We start from the raw sequence: 14,931 nt of genomic DNA on the forward strand, positions 1-14,931 counted from the left end.
TGCCTATCTTACCGAAAAGCCTTTGTGTTGCATCTATTATTTTAAAAATAACGAGTTTGTCACAAAGGCTTATCTTTAGAAATTACGCTTATGCTTGGTGAACATTTACCGCAATTGCGTTATCTTCGCGCATTTTCTTTTTCGCTAAACGTTTAGTACGGTCAACGACATCACCTACTAATTGACCACAAGCTGCGTCAATATCATCACCACGGGTACGGCGAACAATACAGGTAATTCCCGCTGCTTGTAATACTTTAGAGAAGCGGTCGATGCGGCTGTTGCTCGAACGGCCATATTCATTACCTGGGAATGGGTTAAACGGAATTAGGTTCACTTTTGAAGGTGTTCCTTTTAATGTTTTAACCAATTCGTGTGCTTGATCTGTGCTGTCGTTTACACCTTGTAGCATAACGTATTCGATAGTCACATCTTTGTTTGCTTTAGAGCCATCAATATAACGACGACACGCCGCTAAAAACTCTTCGATAGGGTACTTTTTATTAATTGGTACCAGTACATCACGCAGCTCATTGTTTGGTGCGTGAAGTGAAATAGCCAGCGCTACGTCAATTTTCTCTTTTAATAAATCAAGAGCAGGTACCACACCAGAGGTACTTAAAGTAACGCGACGCTTTGATAAACCAAAACCCCAGTCGTCCATCATAAGTTCCATTGCTGGTACTACATTTTTAAGGTTTAGTAATGGCTCACCCATACCCATCATTACCACGTTAGTAACTGGTCGCTTTGTGCTATCGCCATCTAAACCAATGTCTTTTGCAACACGCCATACCTGACCGATGATCTCAGATACTGATAAGTTACGGTTAAAGCCTTGTTGTGCTGTTGAGCAGAAAGTACATTCAAGGGCACAACCTACTTGTGATGAAACACATAAAGTTGCACGGTCTTTTTCTGGGATCCAAACAGCTTCTACTTCTTGGCCACCTTGTAGCATTAGGGCGTATTTGATGGTGCCATCACTTGCCTGTTGTCTAACTGAGATTTCAGGAGCAACAATTTCACATTCAGCTTTTAGTTTCTCTTTTAGCTTTTTGTTGACGTTTGTCATGTCGTCAAAATTGTCTACACCAAAATGATAAATCCATTTCATCACCTGATCGCCACGGAATGGCTTTTCACCGAATGATACAAAAAGCTCACGCATTGCATCTCGGTTTAAATCTAATAAATTAATCTTTTTTTCAGTGGTCATGAAACAACCTCAATCAGTGACGGTGGTAAGTAGTTTGGGTGCGCGATTGTACATTATTTAATCGACTTAGTCATTAGCTAAACAGATTTACAATAGGCTTAGCTAATGACTAAAAAAAGGGCCCGAAAGCCCTTTTTCTTCTGCATCACAGACTTAGCTGTGAACTCGAAATTAACGAGTACGTGGGCAGATTTCTTCGTCAGCGAAGAAGTATGCGATTTCACGTGCAGCTGATTCAACAGCGTCAGAACCGTGAACAGCATTTTCGTCGATGCTGTCTGCGTAGTCAGCACGTAAAGTACCAGCTAGTGCTTCAGCAGGGTTAGTAGCACCCATGATTTCACGGTTTTTAAGTACTGCGTTCTCACCTTCAAGAACAGTAACCATTACTGGACCAGATGTCATGAACTCAACTAAAGCACCGAAGAAAGGACGCTCGCTGTGCTCAGCGTAGAAACCTTCAGCTTTTTCTTTTGAAAGGTGAACCATTTTAGCTGCAACGATTTTAAGACCAGCAGTTTCGAAACGGTTGTAGATAGCACCGATGTGGTTTTTAGCAACTGCATCAGGTTTTACGATTGAAAAAGTACGCTCTAAAGCCATCTTTATGCTCCAATAATTTTAAATTTAAAAGGTTAAATATTAACGGGCGCGAATTATACGCGCTTTACGTGAAAATTCCTAATTTAATTAAATAGTCATTTGATGGCATTTTCATGAACCCTAACCATGTATAGCAACACGGGTATAAAGTGTGAGCGAATTTTAGCAGTTAAGTACTTGTTGTGGGCTGTTTTATAGGCAATTATTAACTCAGGAAATGATAAAACTAATAAGGACAATAATGAAAAATCTTTTACTGGCTAGTTTACTTGCAAGCTGTTTAGTTGGCTGTAATTCAGACTCAAACGATGAGCTTGAGTGCTCTACTTACCCCATTGCAATCGATATTAATAATTATGTTGTCACCTCAGAGCAAAGCGAAGCTAATACAGCACTCGCCTATGATGCCTATACCATTAAACTAGGTGGTATGGGCGAAGGCGTTTATAGTGAAGGAAATGAGCCCGATCCTGATAAAGAGTATGCAGAGTGTGCTATCCCAGCTGTGGTACTAGGGAGCGCGAACACCATTACAGCGATTAATATTTACTCAAGCGCTGATTACAACAATGAACTCACTGCGGGTACGAGTTTAAATAGCCTGTTTGATATCAAAGAAATGTATAATAGTGATTTTGATTATTACAGTGATGGCAACTATGCCAGTGTTGAAAACTTCACAAACGTATTCCCCACTATTGCACCCATATTTATTGAACTAAAGCCTAACCAAGCTCCTGAAGTTGAAAGTAGCCATATTTTTTATATCGATATTAGTTTTGCAAACGGCAAAACCTTTGCGCTTGAAACTGAAGAAGTTCAGCTGTTTTAAATTGCTATTAATCAGCTATTTTCAGCGGGCTTCTCTGCTGACATACCTAATCTCTACTCGCTTACAATTTGCTCACCCAACTAAGCTAATTGGTATAAATTTACCTTCTCCATAACACATTTAAAAAATGTAAAAATACCACTTTATCGTTAACTTTCTGCTCACTTTATCATGGGTAAGCTAATTACCCATGATAAAGTGATGCTATTTTAAATTGTTGAAAATGATTTATTTTTGCTTTTTTGTGTGAATTTAATCTATCTTTTCAGAGAAAAATAGCAACAACAAAATTGTAATCGAAATGTTAAATTTAAGTGTACAAAACGCTACATGGTTTTTCGTGAATTCCTGAACTTATTCAATCATAAAATATTAGTGAATTGATTTTTTCTAAACAAAAAATCTTACTTTCATTTTAATTTGAATAATCAAAGGAGAGAACAATGAAACTACGCAGTGCACTTTCTAAGTTGTCATGCGCGTCAGCTTTTGCACTTGGCACCATGCTGACTTTGAGCCCCGCAGCCAATGCAATGAAACTAAAGCAACAAAACTTACGAGAGATGGCCGTTGAGTCACAGAGCATTATTGCCGGTCAGGTGGTAAGCGTAACAGATGGTTTTGATAACAATCGTCCCTATACCGAAGTGACTATTCAGGTTTCGTCAGATGCTAAAGGCAAATTAAAAGAGGATTCAAATTACACTTTTCGTCAGTTTGGCTTGATCAAGCCCCGCTCTATGGGCAATGGCAAAGTGTATTTAGGTGCAACACCAGAGGGCTTTTCTAAATGGCAAGAAGGCGAACAAGTGATTGCCTTTATGTATAAGCCAGCATCAATCACAGGGTTTCAAACGACCGTAGGCCTTGCTCAAGGTAAATTTGTAGTGCGCAATGGCAAAGTAGAAAACATTTTTGCTAACAAAGGTGTTTTTGAAGGGTTAGATACCAGCAGCTTATCAGCAGAGCAACAAAATCTTTTAACCACACCAGGTGCAGTCGATGTGGGAGTTTTTATGGATTTAGTAGGTAAACTGTCTGGAGTACAACAATAATGAAATTTTCTAAAATCGCAGCAGCATTAACCCTTGCAACTATTTCGACAGGTGCGTTAGCCGGTGGCCCACTCTATATTCATGAACCGACAATGCAGCCATATAAATGGGACACCTCAAAAGGCAGTATTCCAGTGTGGACAGATGGCGGCCAACTTATCAAAGATAAAGACGGTAACGATGTCGAAACCTTCACTGTACTTGAAAAAGGCACTGTTTTTAACGTTGATGTTACCTTACCTGATGGCACAGTGATCCCTGCATACACTGAACTTGACCGAGATTATACATTTTTAACGATTGAGCAAGCCAACAAAGTAACGGCGAATGCTGTGAAAGAGTGGTCTGATGTAGAAACGTCGACTTTCGAGATGTCAGTACAGGGCACGATTTTTGAGAAAACAGGCATTGCGGATGTGACTGCAGAAAATGTTGATCAAATTTATGGTGTTGAGAATGGTTATGGCTTTTGGGTCAATTACGACACTGATGGTGGCATTTTAGAAAACTATTTTGGTGTGCCAAGAAGCGCTGTTTTAGGTATTGCATTCCCTGAATGGGCCGACGAAGAAACTGGCGAAATTATCGAAGCGACAGCTTTAATGAATGGCTGGTTTGTTGATATCAGTGATACCGATGGCACGCAAGTTGGTGGAGTATTCACCCATGAGTTTGGCCATGCGATCAATATGTCTCACTCGCAAGCAAATGGCCATTTAGTGTATATGTCGGCAAGCTATAGTCCGCAATACGACGGTGTACCAGGTTGTGAAGGTGTCACTAAATTTACCAGCTCTAGTATGTTAGATTATTCTGCCATTGAGACGATGTTCCCGTTTATTAATGTGCGCGGCAGTGCTGGTGCAAATCAACACACCATTAATGTGAAAGATGACATCGTTAATATTTCAGATCTCTATCCTACCAGTGAGTACAAATCACAGTTTGGCTCTATTCAAGGTAAGCTCTTAACAAAAGAGGGAGTAGAGTACTCAGGGGTGAATTTAATAGCGCGTAACCTTGATAACCCTTACGAAGATGTGATCAGCCAACAGTCAGGTAACATGACACAAGGCCGTATCGGCCCAGATGGCTCATTTACCATTAATGGCTTAACGCCAGGTGCTCGTTATGCTCTTTATACTCAAGAGATCAATGCCGGTGGTTATCCAACTCAGCAAACGAATATTCTTTCTGAAGCTGAATATTGGAATGACAACGAAAGTGCAAACCCGGGAATAGATAATGCCTGTGCGATGACAGAGATAGTTGTTTCAGCGGGTGAAACTAAACAAGTTGAGATGTTCTTCAACGGTTATCAAGATGGTATTCAATATACGCCACTGATTTCAGCGTTTGTAATGGATCACGCTAAAAACGGTAAAAAAGCACTTGGAACAACCTCTTCGGGTATTCCTTTCTTATACGACAGTGCGACTAATTCGTTTGATACTTTAGTAAGCCCTGATGGCTACGCTTTATTAAGCTCTACAAGCACAGCAATGAACAAAACAGCAACTAAAGCTGCCATTACCGCACACTTTAACGATAATGGCGTGATGCAAGGCGGCGTCTGGGATATAAACTCTGGAAAAGTATCAATGCTTGAAGATTTAACGGGGAATAGTTGCTCGCTTTCAAGTCAGCAGGGGCAAAGCTCACATAGCATCTGGGATATGGATGATGATGGTAAGTTGATTGTTGGTACAACACGCTTCCCATACGATGGTTCAAATCGCTGTGCTGAAGGCGAAGCTGCGCGTTCAGTTGGTATGCCTACTGTTTGGGATGCAAACACGGGTAAAGCAAGCGTTTTACCTGGCACCCAAATGGTTGACCGTACTTATGGTAGCGGTAAAGAAATCGCTATTATGAATGGCGATGAGCAAATTCGTCGTACGGCATGGGCGCGAGCAGATCGTATCTCTGGTAATGGCGAAACCATTACAGGTTCAACGAATGGCTTTACGCAAATTGCTTGGGTGAATGGCGAGCTTGTTGATACCTACACGGAGTTTGGTGCAATCGACAATTCAGTTATTTCTGAAAATGGTCGTTATGTCGCCTTTGGCGCCATCGAAAACCGTCGCCCTGCTGGCGTAAAAGTATGGGATACAGTAACCAATACAACTCAAAAAATTGGTAGCTTACGTTGGTGTGACAACATTCCTGCGATAAGTTTCTGGACCAACTATTGCGACCTAGGCTACAGCCATGAAGAATTAGTTGAACTAGGATTTGGCTTACCTTCAGTGATGGTTCTTGATGCAAATGAGGACTTATCGATGATCACCGGACGTGCTGGTAGCCCTCTATCTGGCGGTTTTGTTGGCGCTATTTATTTAAAAGGTATTGGCTGGATGTCATCAGCAGAGTTCTTTGCTAAGCAAGGTGTTACTGAAGCAAAAGGCTTGCTTACTGATAACATGTTTGGCCTAAGTGCTGATGGTTCTGAGATCATGGCAGGCATTGCTGGCGCAGTGTTATCAATTGAAATCGATGCGAATAAGGCATTTGTATGTGACAACGGCCGCGACCGTGAACTTAGCTTCCCTAAGCAAGTGGTTGATGCGGTGTCGGCAGGTGCTGAATTTGGCCGCTGCGCACATATTAATGACTAATACCATTTTGTGTTAAGCGCTTAAAGGTCCGGCTAGGTGGCTGGGCCTTTATTTCAATATCTTTGTAACAAAGGCCTGCTAATGTATAAAAGTTCATTAATAACAATAATATGGTTATGTATTCTAAGCTTTATTCCTGATCAAGCTAGTGCGCAAACCCATCAAGCTGCAAGCTCAAGCAATAAAGGGTTTAATGTTCCTGAAGAGCTATTGACCACATGGGAGCTAGATGAAGCGGCTTCAATGGAATACGCAAAAAAGTCTGCGCACTGGAATGAACATATCGCTAATTTGATGCCGAAACTAATCGCAACAAATAAACAAATTAAGTACCGCTTTAATCAGGATGAAATGGTCACCATTCAGGCTGCAAAAGAGCACGAGCTTGCCATTAGTTTGATTAAGCAAACACTGACGTCATATAAATTCAAATTTGAATTCGACGATAAGCCAAAGCAATTGCAAGTGATAAAAGCCGCAGGTGGGCGGATCAATATTCAGGCCGATGGCCTACTTGGTTATCAGTTCTTATTGTGGAAAAAACGCCGAGAACGCTTAACTGGCGTATAAAAATATCAATGTTAAGGGCTTTGCTGTTAACATTAGCAAATCAAAACCAATTACCCTGGATAGTTAATTGAGTTTGATCTAAAAAGGTGGCCATAGGATTGGTCACCTTTTTTCTTTTCTGTATAAGTCCTTACTTAGTTTAATTTCTGTAGTGCTAAAGTGTTAGTTTTTGTCTTTGCTTATAATATTTAAGTGCTTGATTACATTTTGGTACAGATTGATACACTTTTATATTGTGTAAATATTATTTTAATATGTTGTTAATTAAGGTGTTTTTTTACAGTAAATTTAATCGTTTTTCTTGCCATGGTTTTTACCCTTTTTAGTGTGTTGAATTCTCATTTTACTTCCTCTATTACTTGTTTTGTCACTCATAACTAATTGTATAAATTAAATATATTTTATTATTGAGTGGTTTTAGCTGTTTTTAATAAAAACAAACAACAAGGAATTAATATGAAAAAAGCGCAGTTAGGTTTGTTAATCACATCATTCGCTATTATGGGTGGATGTGCAAAGTTAGACGCTCAAGTTAACGCTGGCGGCACTCTTAATTCAAAGGGTGGGGCTGGAAAAGCTGTGTTTACAGCACATGCAGCTCGATGTGATGGAGAAGTAAGCGGAAAAGTAAATTACAAAGATGTAACTGCATTAGATTGGCAACAATCTGGAGGAGTATCATTTAACGCACAGGTTTATGGTGCAGGCTTATGTAGTGAAGATCCTGTATCACCTGATGGGGCTGAGTCTGGTGATGAGCGATTATTTTGCAAACAAGATATTTGCACTGAGGGGATGTATCAAGTTGAGTTTAATTATAATTCAACCAATCCTAGCCTGCCTGGAGAGGGGGTTGGCTTTGCATGCATGATGGATATTTCTGAAGGTATTAAATCTGGATTTGGTGCAAATGGGTTATTGAATGTGATGTTACTCGAGTCAGGTCCATACCAAGGCTATAACAATGCCGGAACAATAAGTGGCAATGTACAAGTGAAAGATTGCCCAAGTAGCAAAAATGACGACAACGCAGAGTAGAGAAGGAGTTTAATGATGATAAATAAAAAAACAGTTTTAGCGGCAAGCATTGCTCTTGCTTATAGTTTTCCTTCTTTAGCTGATCAATCAATGCGAATTGTTCTAGAAGCAAATAGTAATAAAGCCTCAGCGCTTAAATCGGAGTTGTTATCAAATAATATTAAAATAGAAAAAGAGCTTAGTTCACTAGAAAGTTTTGCAATTTCGATTAATAAAACTCAGTTAGCCAATGTTACAGGGCTTACAAACGTAAAGACTTTTTACCCTGACGTACCAAGAAAGTTAATGTCTGAAGGCGCTTCGCAATATATTCCGTATGGTTTATCGATGGTTCAAGCTGATCAAGTTCAATATCAAGGCGGACAAAAAGTGTGTGTAATTGATAGCGGTTATGCCTTAGAGCACCCAGATTTGCCGAGTGCTGGTGTTACAGGCTCAGACGATGGTGGTGCTGGTGTGTGGTATCAAGATCCATTTGGTCATGGCACTCACGTTGCTGGCACGATTGCCGCAATCGACAATGAATTTGGTACGACAGGGATTGTCGATGATCATTCCCTTGATATGCACATTGTGCGTGTTTTTGCAGGTAATGGTAGCTGGGCTTACGCTTCGGATTTAGCCGGTGCTATTGATGAGTGCCAGCAAGCCGGTTCAACGGTTATTTCAATGAGCCTTGGTGGAAAATACTCAAGCCCGATTGAAGAAAAAGCGTTAGATAAAGTTGCTCGTGCAAATATATTAATGGTTGCGGCAGCAGGAAATGCTGGTGAAGCTTCACATAGCTACCCTGCCTCTTATGACAGTGTGATTTCAGTCGCAGCGGTTGATAGCACTAAAAATCATGCAAGCTTTTCTCAGCGAAGCAGTCAAATTGAACTAGCAGCGCCAGGCGTTAATATTTTCTCAACTGTGCCTGTTGACCGCGCGCGCTTTTCAAAATTTAATGTCACGCAAGATACTGTTAATTTCCAATATTATGGTATGGATGGCTCGCGTTTTGGTACTGTGACAGGGGAGCTCGTTGATTGTGGTTTAGGTACTCAGAGCTGTGGAGATGTAACAGGAAAAATCTGTCTAATCGAACGAGGGGAAATTCCGTTTTATAAAAAAGTAGAGCAGTGTGAAGCGGATGGCGGTGTGGGAGTTATTATTCGTAATAATAACCAAAGCCAGCTAATCGGCACTATTAACCCTACTTCTATGATTGCTGGCTCTGTGACAAGAAATGAGGGTCTTAATTTAATGGACAACCTCGGTAAGAAAACCACAATAACAGTCGCTGAGTTTTCAGATCATGACTTTAAATCAGGTACTTCGATGGCAACTCCCCATGTTTCCGGCGTAGCTGCATTGGTATGGAGTAATTATCCTGAGTGTTCTGCAAATGGTATTCGTTTAGCACTGAGGGCATCTGCCGATGATCAGGGGGATATGGGTTATGATCATGCTTACGGCTGGGGCATAGTGCAAGCCAAAGCGGCTGTTGATTATATCGCTGAAAATGGATGTAAAGCATCTAATAACGTATTACGTGGCGGAGATGGCTCAGCCCATTAACTACTCCCCTATATTGTTGTTATGACCAAAGCGCTTATGGCGCTTTTTTCGTTTGTCACCTACTCAACAATAAGCTCTATGAATCAATCATGATCTAGATCAATAAAATTACTGGGCAGGTTATTATACTCCCGCGCTTCATTATCGTATTAATTCATGCAACCGACTTGTACTCGGTTCGATGTGTGGAGCTTTCATGTCGTCACCTATTTTGACCCCTCGTCCTTTTACGCCTGAGTTGTTATCACCTGCGGGTAGTTTAAAGAATATGCGTTATGCCTTTGCCTATGGTGCAGATGCCGTATACGCTGGCCAACCTCGTTATAGCCTTCGTGTTCGTAACAATGAGTTTGACCTAGATAATCTGCAAGTTGGTATCAACGAAGCGCATGCGCAAAATAAAAAGTTGTATGTGGTGTCGAACATTGCTCCTCATAATGCCAAGGTTAAATCGTACTTACGCGATATTGAGCCTGTCATTGAGATGCAGCCAGATGCGCTGATCATGTCAGATCCTGGGCTTATTATGTTAGTGCGTGAAAAATGGCCAGATATGCCAATTCACTTATCTGTGCAGGCCAATGCGGTGAACTATGCCACAGTGAACTTTTGGGCTCAGCAGGGTATTGAACGAGTCATTTTATCGCGCGAATTATCGCTTGAAGAAATCGCTGAAATTCGTGAGCTATGCCCAAATACAGAACTAGAAGTGTTTGTTCACGGTGCACTTTGCATGGCGTATTCTGGCCGTTGTTTGCTATCGGGTTACATTAATAAACGCGATCCAAATCAAGGAACGTGCACTAATGCATGTCGCTGGAACTACGATGTGAAACCAGGCACGGAAAATGAAACCGGCGAAATGGTGCATAAAATCGACCCTAAAGCGGTGATCCCAACCCTAGGTGATGGTGCACCAAGTAACGAAGTATTCATGCTTGAAGAGCAAGGGCGCCCAGGTGAGTACATGCCTGCTTTTGAAGACGAGCATGGCACTTACATAATGAACTCAAAAGATTTACGTGCAGTTCAATATGTTGATCAACTAACGAAAATGGGCGTGCATAGTTTAAAAATTGAAGGCCGTACCAAGTCTTTCTACTATGTTGCTCGTACTGCACAAGTGTACCGTAAAGCCATTGATGATGCCGTTGCTGGTCGTCCATTTGACGCAAACTTATTTAAAACTCTCGAAAACTTAGCGCATCGTGGTTATACAGAAGGGTTTTTAAAACGCCACGCACATCAAGACTATCAAAACTATGAGTATGGTCATTCGGTGTCAGATAAACAGCAGTTTGTGGGTGAAGTATTAGGTCGCAACGATAATGGCTTAGTTGAAATTGATGTGAAAAATAAGTTCTGTACTGGTCATTCACTAGAATTAATGACACCAAAAGGCAATATCAATTTTAAGTTGGATTTTATGGAAAACAAAAAAGGCGAAGCCATTAGCGATGCGAAAGGCTCAGGTCATATTGTTAAAATTCCTCTGCCAGAAGATATCGATTTAGATCACGCAATTTTGATGCGTAATCTAGATGCCGACCAAGATACCCGTAATCCATTCAAAAAAGCTTAATAAAAGGGGCGCTAAGTCATACTTAGCGCATTGATCTCATCTTTTTTTGGTATTTCACTGTCGTTACTAGTTATTTTTACTATCCTTTTTTCTAAGGGTATTAATTAAACATAGTCAAAAACTATAGTGAAATACGTTGTTCATCCATCACATCAAAAAGAGCTTTTACACACTGTACCTTATATTGCGGTAGGGGTATTGCTGCTGGCTTTTGTTTTGCTACTTGAACGATTAGGTCTTATTGCTGCTATTCCTTTTTATGTAGCAATGCATACGAGCGTCGAATTGTTCTCAGTTGTGATCTCGTTTTTAATTTTTGCAATTGGTTGGAACACGTGGCATTTCACCAATAACTACAAACTGTTACTGCTCTCTTGTGCCATGTTGTGCGTTGCCATTTTTGATTCATTGCACTTTTTAGCTTATGACAGCATGCATGAAGGCGAAGCTGATATGAATCTCGTATTAAGTTTTTGGCTCATTGCTCGGCTGTTTAATGGGGTTGCCTTTTTAATTATTGCAGCGGGGATTTGGGTTAAATATAAACCGTTTAATGCGCGCGCCTTACTTACCTCTTTACTGCTTTTTAGTTTGTTTATTGCAAGCTCTCTTTTTTATTTTCCAGGTTCACTGCCAGAAATCTACATAGAAGGAGTCGGTGGCAGCCATATTAAGTTTTTAATTGAGTTACTCGTTTTAGCGCTTTACGGTGCTGCTGTTTTGATGTTTGCGACACAACTTCGTAAGCCCAGAACAAATTTAAACATTGCAGGAAAAACATTAGTTTGCCTGTTAGCTATTTTAAGTGAGGCCTGTTTTGTGGTGTTTAATGATGCGTCGCACACCACCAACACCCTTAATTTTTTTGGGCATGTGTATAAAGGGCTCACCTACTTTTTACTGTATAAAATCCTTTTTGTTGAAACCGTCACTAAACCGTATGCAGCACTAGATAACTCCTCTAATCAGTTAAAAGCAACACTTACCGCACTGCCAGACTCGGTTTTTGAGCTAGAAAAAGACGGTACTTTTCGCGAAGTCTTCAGTGATAACTCCGATAGCCATGTCTTTACTAAAGCGATGGTTGGGCAAAATATTAGTAGCATGTTTGAAAAATCAGATGCGCAAGATTTTATGCGCACACTTATGGAGGCAAAAAAATCAGCTGTCTGTTTGGTCAATACCTTACCCATTAGCGTAAATGGCTGGGTTATTCATTTTGAATTTTCGATTACCTTGTTCGAGCACGATAATGATGGACCAACGTATTTAGTGAACGCCCGCGACGTGTCAGATAAAGTTGGGCGTATGGCGGCACTTGCTCAGCAAAGTAAATTTAATCGGGGTTTATTACAGCTAACCGAAATTTCGTTTCAAGACGATCAAGATGTGTTGTTGAATTATGCAGTTAATCAAGCCCTCGAAATTACCAATTGCGATGGCGCAGCTTTGTTTATTTGTAACGAACAAAAGCAACATGATTATCGAGCCGAGAAAGGTAATGTTTTTGATGTGTGCACTGAAAAGTTACAAGGCAAAATTGCGGCTGGGCAAGCTGTCATTGTTAACCGAAAACATGCAAAAGAATACGGGTTACCTGGCGACTCTAACTCATTGTTAGTGGTGCCCGTGATACGCCATAGTCAGTGCCATATGGCCATTATTTTACAGCATCAAACTAAAGTGTTTAGTGTGCAAGATAAAAACATGCTAACGGTTTGGGCCGAGTCAGTGTGGCAATGGTTTCATAAAATTACTCTTAACAAACGCATGCACATATTGTCTCAAGCGGTTGAGCAAAATCCACACCCCATTATGTTTACCAATACAGATGCAAAAATTGAGTATATGAATCGTGCTTACCTTGATATGTGTCAGTACGAGTATGATGAACTAATAGGTCAGAGCCCGCATAAAATCAGTGCCGGTCAAACTGAACCAGCTGTTTATCAAACAATGTGGGAGCACTTAAAAAACCGAAAAGCCTGGGTGGGTGCTTTGGTTAACATGACCAAGCACGGTAAAGTGATTGTTGAGCAGACTACCATTTACCCATTGAAGGATCAGCAAGGGAAGGTGAGTAACTACATTTCGTTTCAGCATGATGTGACCAAAGAAGTCGAAAGTGAAACCCTTATACATCAACTTTCTTATTTTGATCAGCTAACGGGGCTTGCAAACCAGGACAAGTTGCAGATGGAGTTTGAGCAAACCATTAAGCTTCAAGTTGATGCTAAGGCAGCCTTTATTTTAATTGGTTTAGATAACTTTAAAATTCTCAATAAAGCATTGGGTATGGCAAGTTGCAACCTTGTATTACAAAGCTTGAGTGCGCGAATTTGTAACTTTATGGGTGAGCAGATTATGGTTGCACGACTACAAGGCGACCGCTTTGCATTTATCACGCCTTATACTTCCACTGGCGCTATAAATAAAAGTACTCACGATTTATTAAAAGTGCTCAGTGAGCCGCTGACGATTAATGATGAACTCATTGTTGTTACAGCATCGGTCGGGGTTTCCCTGTTTCCAATTGATGGTAAAGAGTTTGAGCCGCTATTGCAGATGGCCGAGTCAGCGATGTTTGAGGTTAAAAGGCAGGGTAGAAACAATGCGTTATTCTACGCCGAAGAAATGAATAAATCTGGGCTTAGGCAATTACAAATCATCAATGCCCTTAATTATGCCCTTGAAAATAATGAGCTTTATTTAGTCTTTCAGCCACAAATTGATATTGCCTCAGGTGCTGTGGTGGCTGTTGAAGTATTATTACGTTGGCACAGCGAAACATTAGGCAATGTATCACCTGCTGAGTTTATTCCCATTGCTGAAAGCAGTGGCCGCATTAGCGAAATTGATGACTGGGTATTCGAAAATACCGTTAAAACAATTCGCCAGTGGCAAGATGACAACATGCCAGCAATGACCTTTGCAATAAATCTATCGGCAACGAAGTTTGTTAAAAAGCAGCTGCTTGGTGATTTAATTTCGGTGTTGCAAACTTATTCTATTGAGCCTGAATGTATTGAACTTGAATTAACGGAAACCATTGCCATTGGTAACCCTCAGTTTGCTTTAAGTACGATTACAAAACTGCGTGAAGCAGGGTTTAAAATGTCGATTGATGACTTTGGCACAGGCTACTCATCAATGAATTACTTAAAAGATTTTGCTCTCGATAAGCTCAAAATCGACAAATCATTTATTGATGATTTAGAAAACCCCAGCGATGCTGACAAAGCAATTGTTAAAGCTATGATTGATTTAGCCAGCGCGTTAAATATGGAGTCAATTGCTGAAGGCGTTGAAAGCGAGCAGCAGCTGAACATACTTAAAGAGCTTGAGTGTTCTCAAGTACAAGGCTATTACTTCAGTAAGCCCCTGCCAATTACAGTGTTGTATGAGTTTGTGGAGTCACCAAGTTTTTCAAGGTAAGCCTACTTTTTAAATTGACTGGCAAGCTCTGCAAGCGACACTTCAGCAAAACGTTTTAATAACAGTGCTTCTGCATCATCCATCGCATTTTGCAGGGCGCTGTTCACTGCATGCTCGATAGGGCAGTTGCTGTGCTCATCGGTTAGACCAATGACAAACAGGTTCTTTTCGCCAAGCGCTTGGTGAATATCAAATAAGGTGATGTCAGTTAAGGGAGTGGCCAGTAGCCAGCCGCCATTGTGACCTTTGATTGCCGATACATAACCTGCTTGGCGCAGTAACGCCATTGTACGGCGCACGACCACAGGGTTGGTCATTAACATGTTTGCTAATGTGTCTGATGTAACAGGGTGGCTGTAACTGTTTAAATGGATCAGCACATGTAAAACCCGTGATAGTCGGCTGTCTTTTCTCAT

11 protein-coding genes are annotated in these 14,931 nt (G+C 40.8%); 8 read left to right on the forward strand and 3 right to left on the reverse strand.

Features of this window, described 5'->3' with window-relative positions; all coding sequences use genetic code 11:
• Positions 1-88: 88 nt before the first annotated feature.
• Positions 89-1,219 carry a bifunctional tRNA (adenosine(37)-C2)-methyltransferase TrmG/ribosomal RNA large subunit methyltransferase RlmN gene (locus NFU46_RS09375; protein ID WP_058584529.1) on the reverse strand — a complete coding sequence of 377 codons (1,131 nt, stop codon included), beginning with the start codon at positions 1,217-1,219 and terminating at the stop codon, positions 89-91.
• Positions 1,220-1,390: 171 nt separating this feature from the next.
• Positions 1,391-1,822: a nucleoside-diphosphate kinase gene (gene ndk, locus NFU46_RS09380; protein ID WP_036972405.1), complete on the reverse strand. Its 432-nt coding sequence runs from the start codon at positions 1,820-1,822 to the stop codon at positions 1,391-1,393.
• A gap of 241 nt (positions 1,823-2,063) precedes the next feature.
• On the opposite strand from ndk, the gene NFU46_RS09385 reads away from it, so the two are divergent.
• From NFU46_RS09385 to NFU46_RS09420, 8 genes are all read left to right on the forward strand, one after another.
• Positions 2,064-2,654 (forward strand): hypothetical protein, encoded by a 591-nt coding sequence (locus NFU46_RS09385; RefSeq protein ID WP_251601355.1) that lies wholly within the window; start codon positions 2,064-2,066, stop codon positions 2,652-2,654.
• 443 nt (positions 2,655-3,097) lie between these two features.
• On the forward strand, positions 3,098-3,709 hold the full coding sequence (locus NFU46_RS09390) for a hypothetical protein (RefSeq protein ID WP_251601358.1): 612 nt from the start codon (positions 3,098-3,100) through the stop codon (positions 3,707-3,709).
• A complete protein-coding gene (locus tag NFU46_RS09395) occupies positions 3,709-6,330 on the forward strand; it encodes a hypothetical protein (RefSeq protein ID WP_251601360.1) in 2,622 nt (873 codons plus the stop codon). The genes NFU46_RS09390 and NFU46_RS09395 overlap by 1 nt, the downstream gene beginning before the upstream one ends.
• An 81-nt stretch (positions 6,331-6,411) precedes the next feature.
• Entirely contained in the window at positions 6,412-6,900 is a 489-nt protein-coding gene (locus NFU46_RS09400; RefSeq protein ID WP_063528463.1) for a hypothetical protein, read from the forward strand.
• Positions 6,901-7,356: 456 nt separating this feature from the next.
• Positions 7,357-7,938 carry a hypothetical protein gene (locus tag NFU46_RS09405; protein ID WP_058584534.1) on the forward strand — a complete coding sequence of 194 codons (582 nt, stop codon included), beginning with the start codon at positions 7,357-7,359 and terminating at the stop codon, positions 7,936-7,938.
• Between the two features lie 12 nt (positions 7,939-7,950).
• A complete protein-coding gene (locus NFU46_RS09410) occupies positions 7,951-9,498 on the forward strand; it encodes a S8 family serine peptidase (RefSeq protein WP_251601361.1) in 1,548 nt (515 codons plus the stop codon).
• A 196-nt stretch (positions 9,499-9,694) separates the two neighbouring features.
• A complete protein-coding gene (gene yegQ / locus NFU46_RS09415; RefSeq protein ID WP_054562626.1) occupies positions 9,695-11,080 on the forward strand; it encodes a tRNA 5-hydroxyuridine modification protein YegQ in 1,386 nt (461 codons plus the stop codon).
• 126 nt (positions 11,081-11,206) lie between these two features.
• The gene (locus tag NFU46_RS09420; protein ID WP_251601362.1) at positions 11,207-14,515 is read left to right on the forward strand and encodes an EAL domain-containing protein; all 3,309 of its coding nucleotides are present in this window, start codon (positions 11,207-11,209) and stop codon (positions 14,513-14,515) included.
• A 2-nt stretch (positions 14,516-14,517) separates the two neighbouring features.
• On the opposite strand, the gene NFU46_RS09425 is transcribed toward NFU46_RS09420, so the two are convergent.
• Positions 14,518-14,931, reverse strand: coding sequence for an Rrf2 family transcriptional regulator (locus tag NFU46_RS09425; protein ID WP_062565849.1), 414 nt, complete (start codon positions 14,929-14,931; stop codon positions 14,518-14,520).

The organism is Pseudoalteromonas sp. NCCP-2140, assembly GCF_023708065.1.
Taxonomy (GTDB): domain Bacteria; phylum Pseudomonadota; class Gammaproteobacteria; order Enterobacterales; family Alteromonadaceae; genus Pseudoalteromonas.

Excerpts from the sequence above, each read along its gene's own strand:
- NFU46_RS09385 (WP_251601355.1), top strand. The coding sequence starts at position 2,064 with ATGAAAAATCTTTTACTGGCTAGTTTACTTGCAAGCTGTTTAGTTGGC.
- yegQ (WP_054562626.1), top strand. The coding sequence starts at position 9,695 with ATGTCGTCACCTATTTTGACCCCTCGTCCTTTTACGCCTGAGTTGTTA.
- NFU46_RS09390 (WP_251601358.1), top strand. The coding sequence starts at position 3,098 with ATGAAACTACGCAGTGCACTTTCTAAGTTGTCATGCGCGTCAGCTTTT.
- NFU46_RS09375 (WP_058584529.1), bottom strand. The coding sequence starts at position 1,219 with ATGACCACTGAAAAAAAGATTAATTTATTAGATTTAAACCGAGATGCA.
- NFU46_RS09410 (WP_251601361.1), top strand. The coding sequence starts at position 7,951 with ATGATGATAAATAAAAAAACAGTTTTAGCGGCAAGCATTGCTCTTGCT.
- NFU46_RS09400 (WP_063528463.1), top strand. The coding sequence starts at position 6,412 with ATGTATAAAAGTTCATTAATAACAATAATATGGTTATGTATTCTAAGC.
- NFU46_RS09405 (WP_058584534.1), top strand. The coding sequence starts at position 7,357 with ATGAAAAAAGCGCAGTTAGGTTTGTTAATCACATCATTCGCTATTATG.
- NFU46_RS09395 (WP_251601360.1), top strand. The coding sequence starts at position 3,709 with ATGAAATTTTCTAAAATCGCAGCAGCATTAACCCTTGCAACTATTTCG.
- ndk (WP_036972405.1), bottom strand. The coding sequence starts at position 1,822 with ATGGCTTTAGAGCGTACTTTTTCAATCGTAAAACCTGATGCAGTTGCT.
- NFU46_RS09425 (WP_062565849.1), bottom strand. The coding sequence starts at position 14,931 with ATGAGAAAAGACAGCCGACTATCACGGGTTTTACATGTGCTGATCCAT.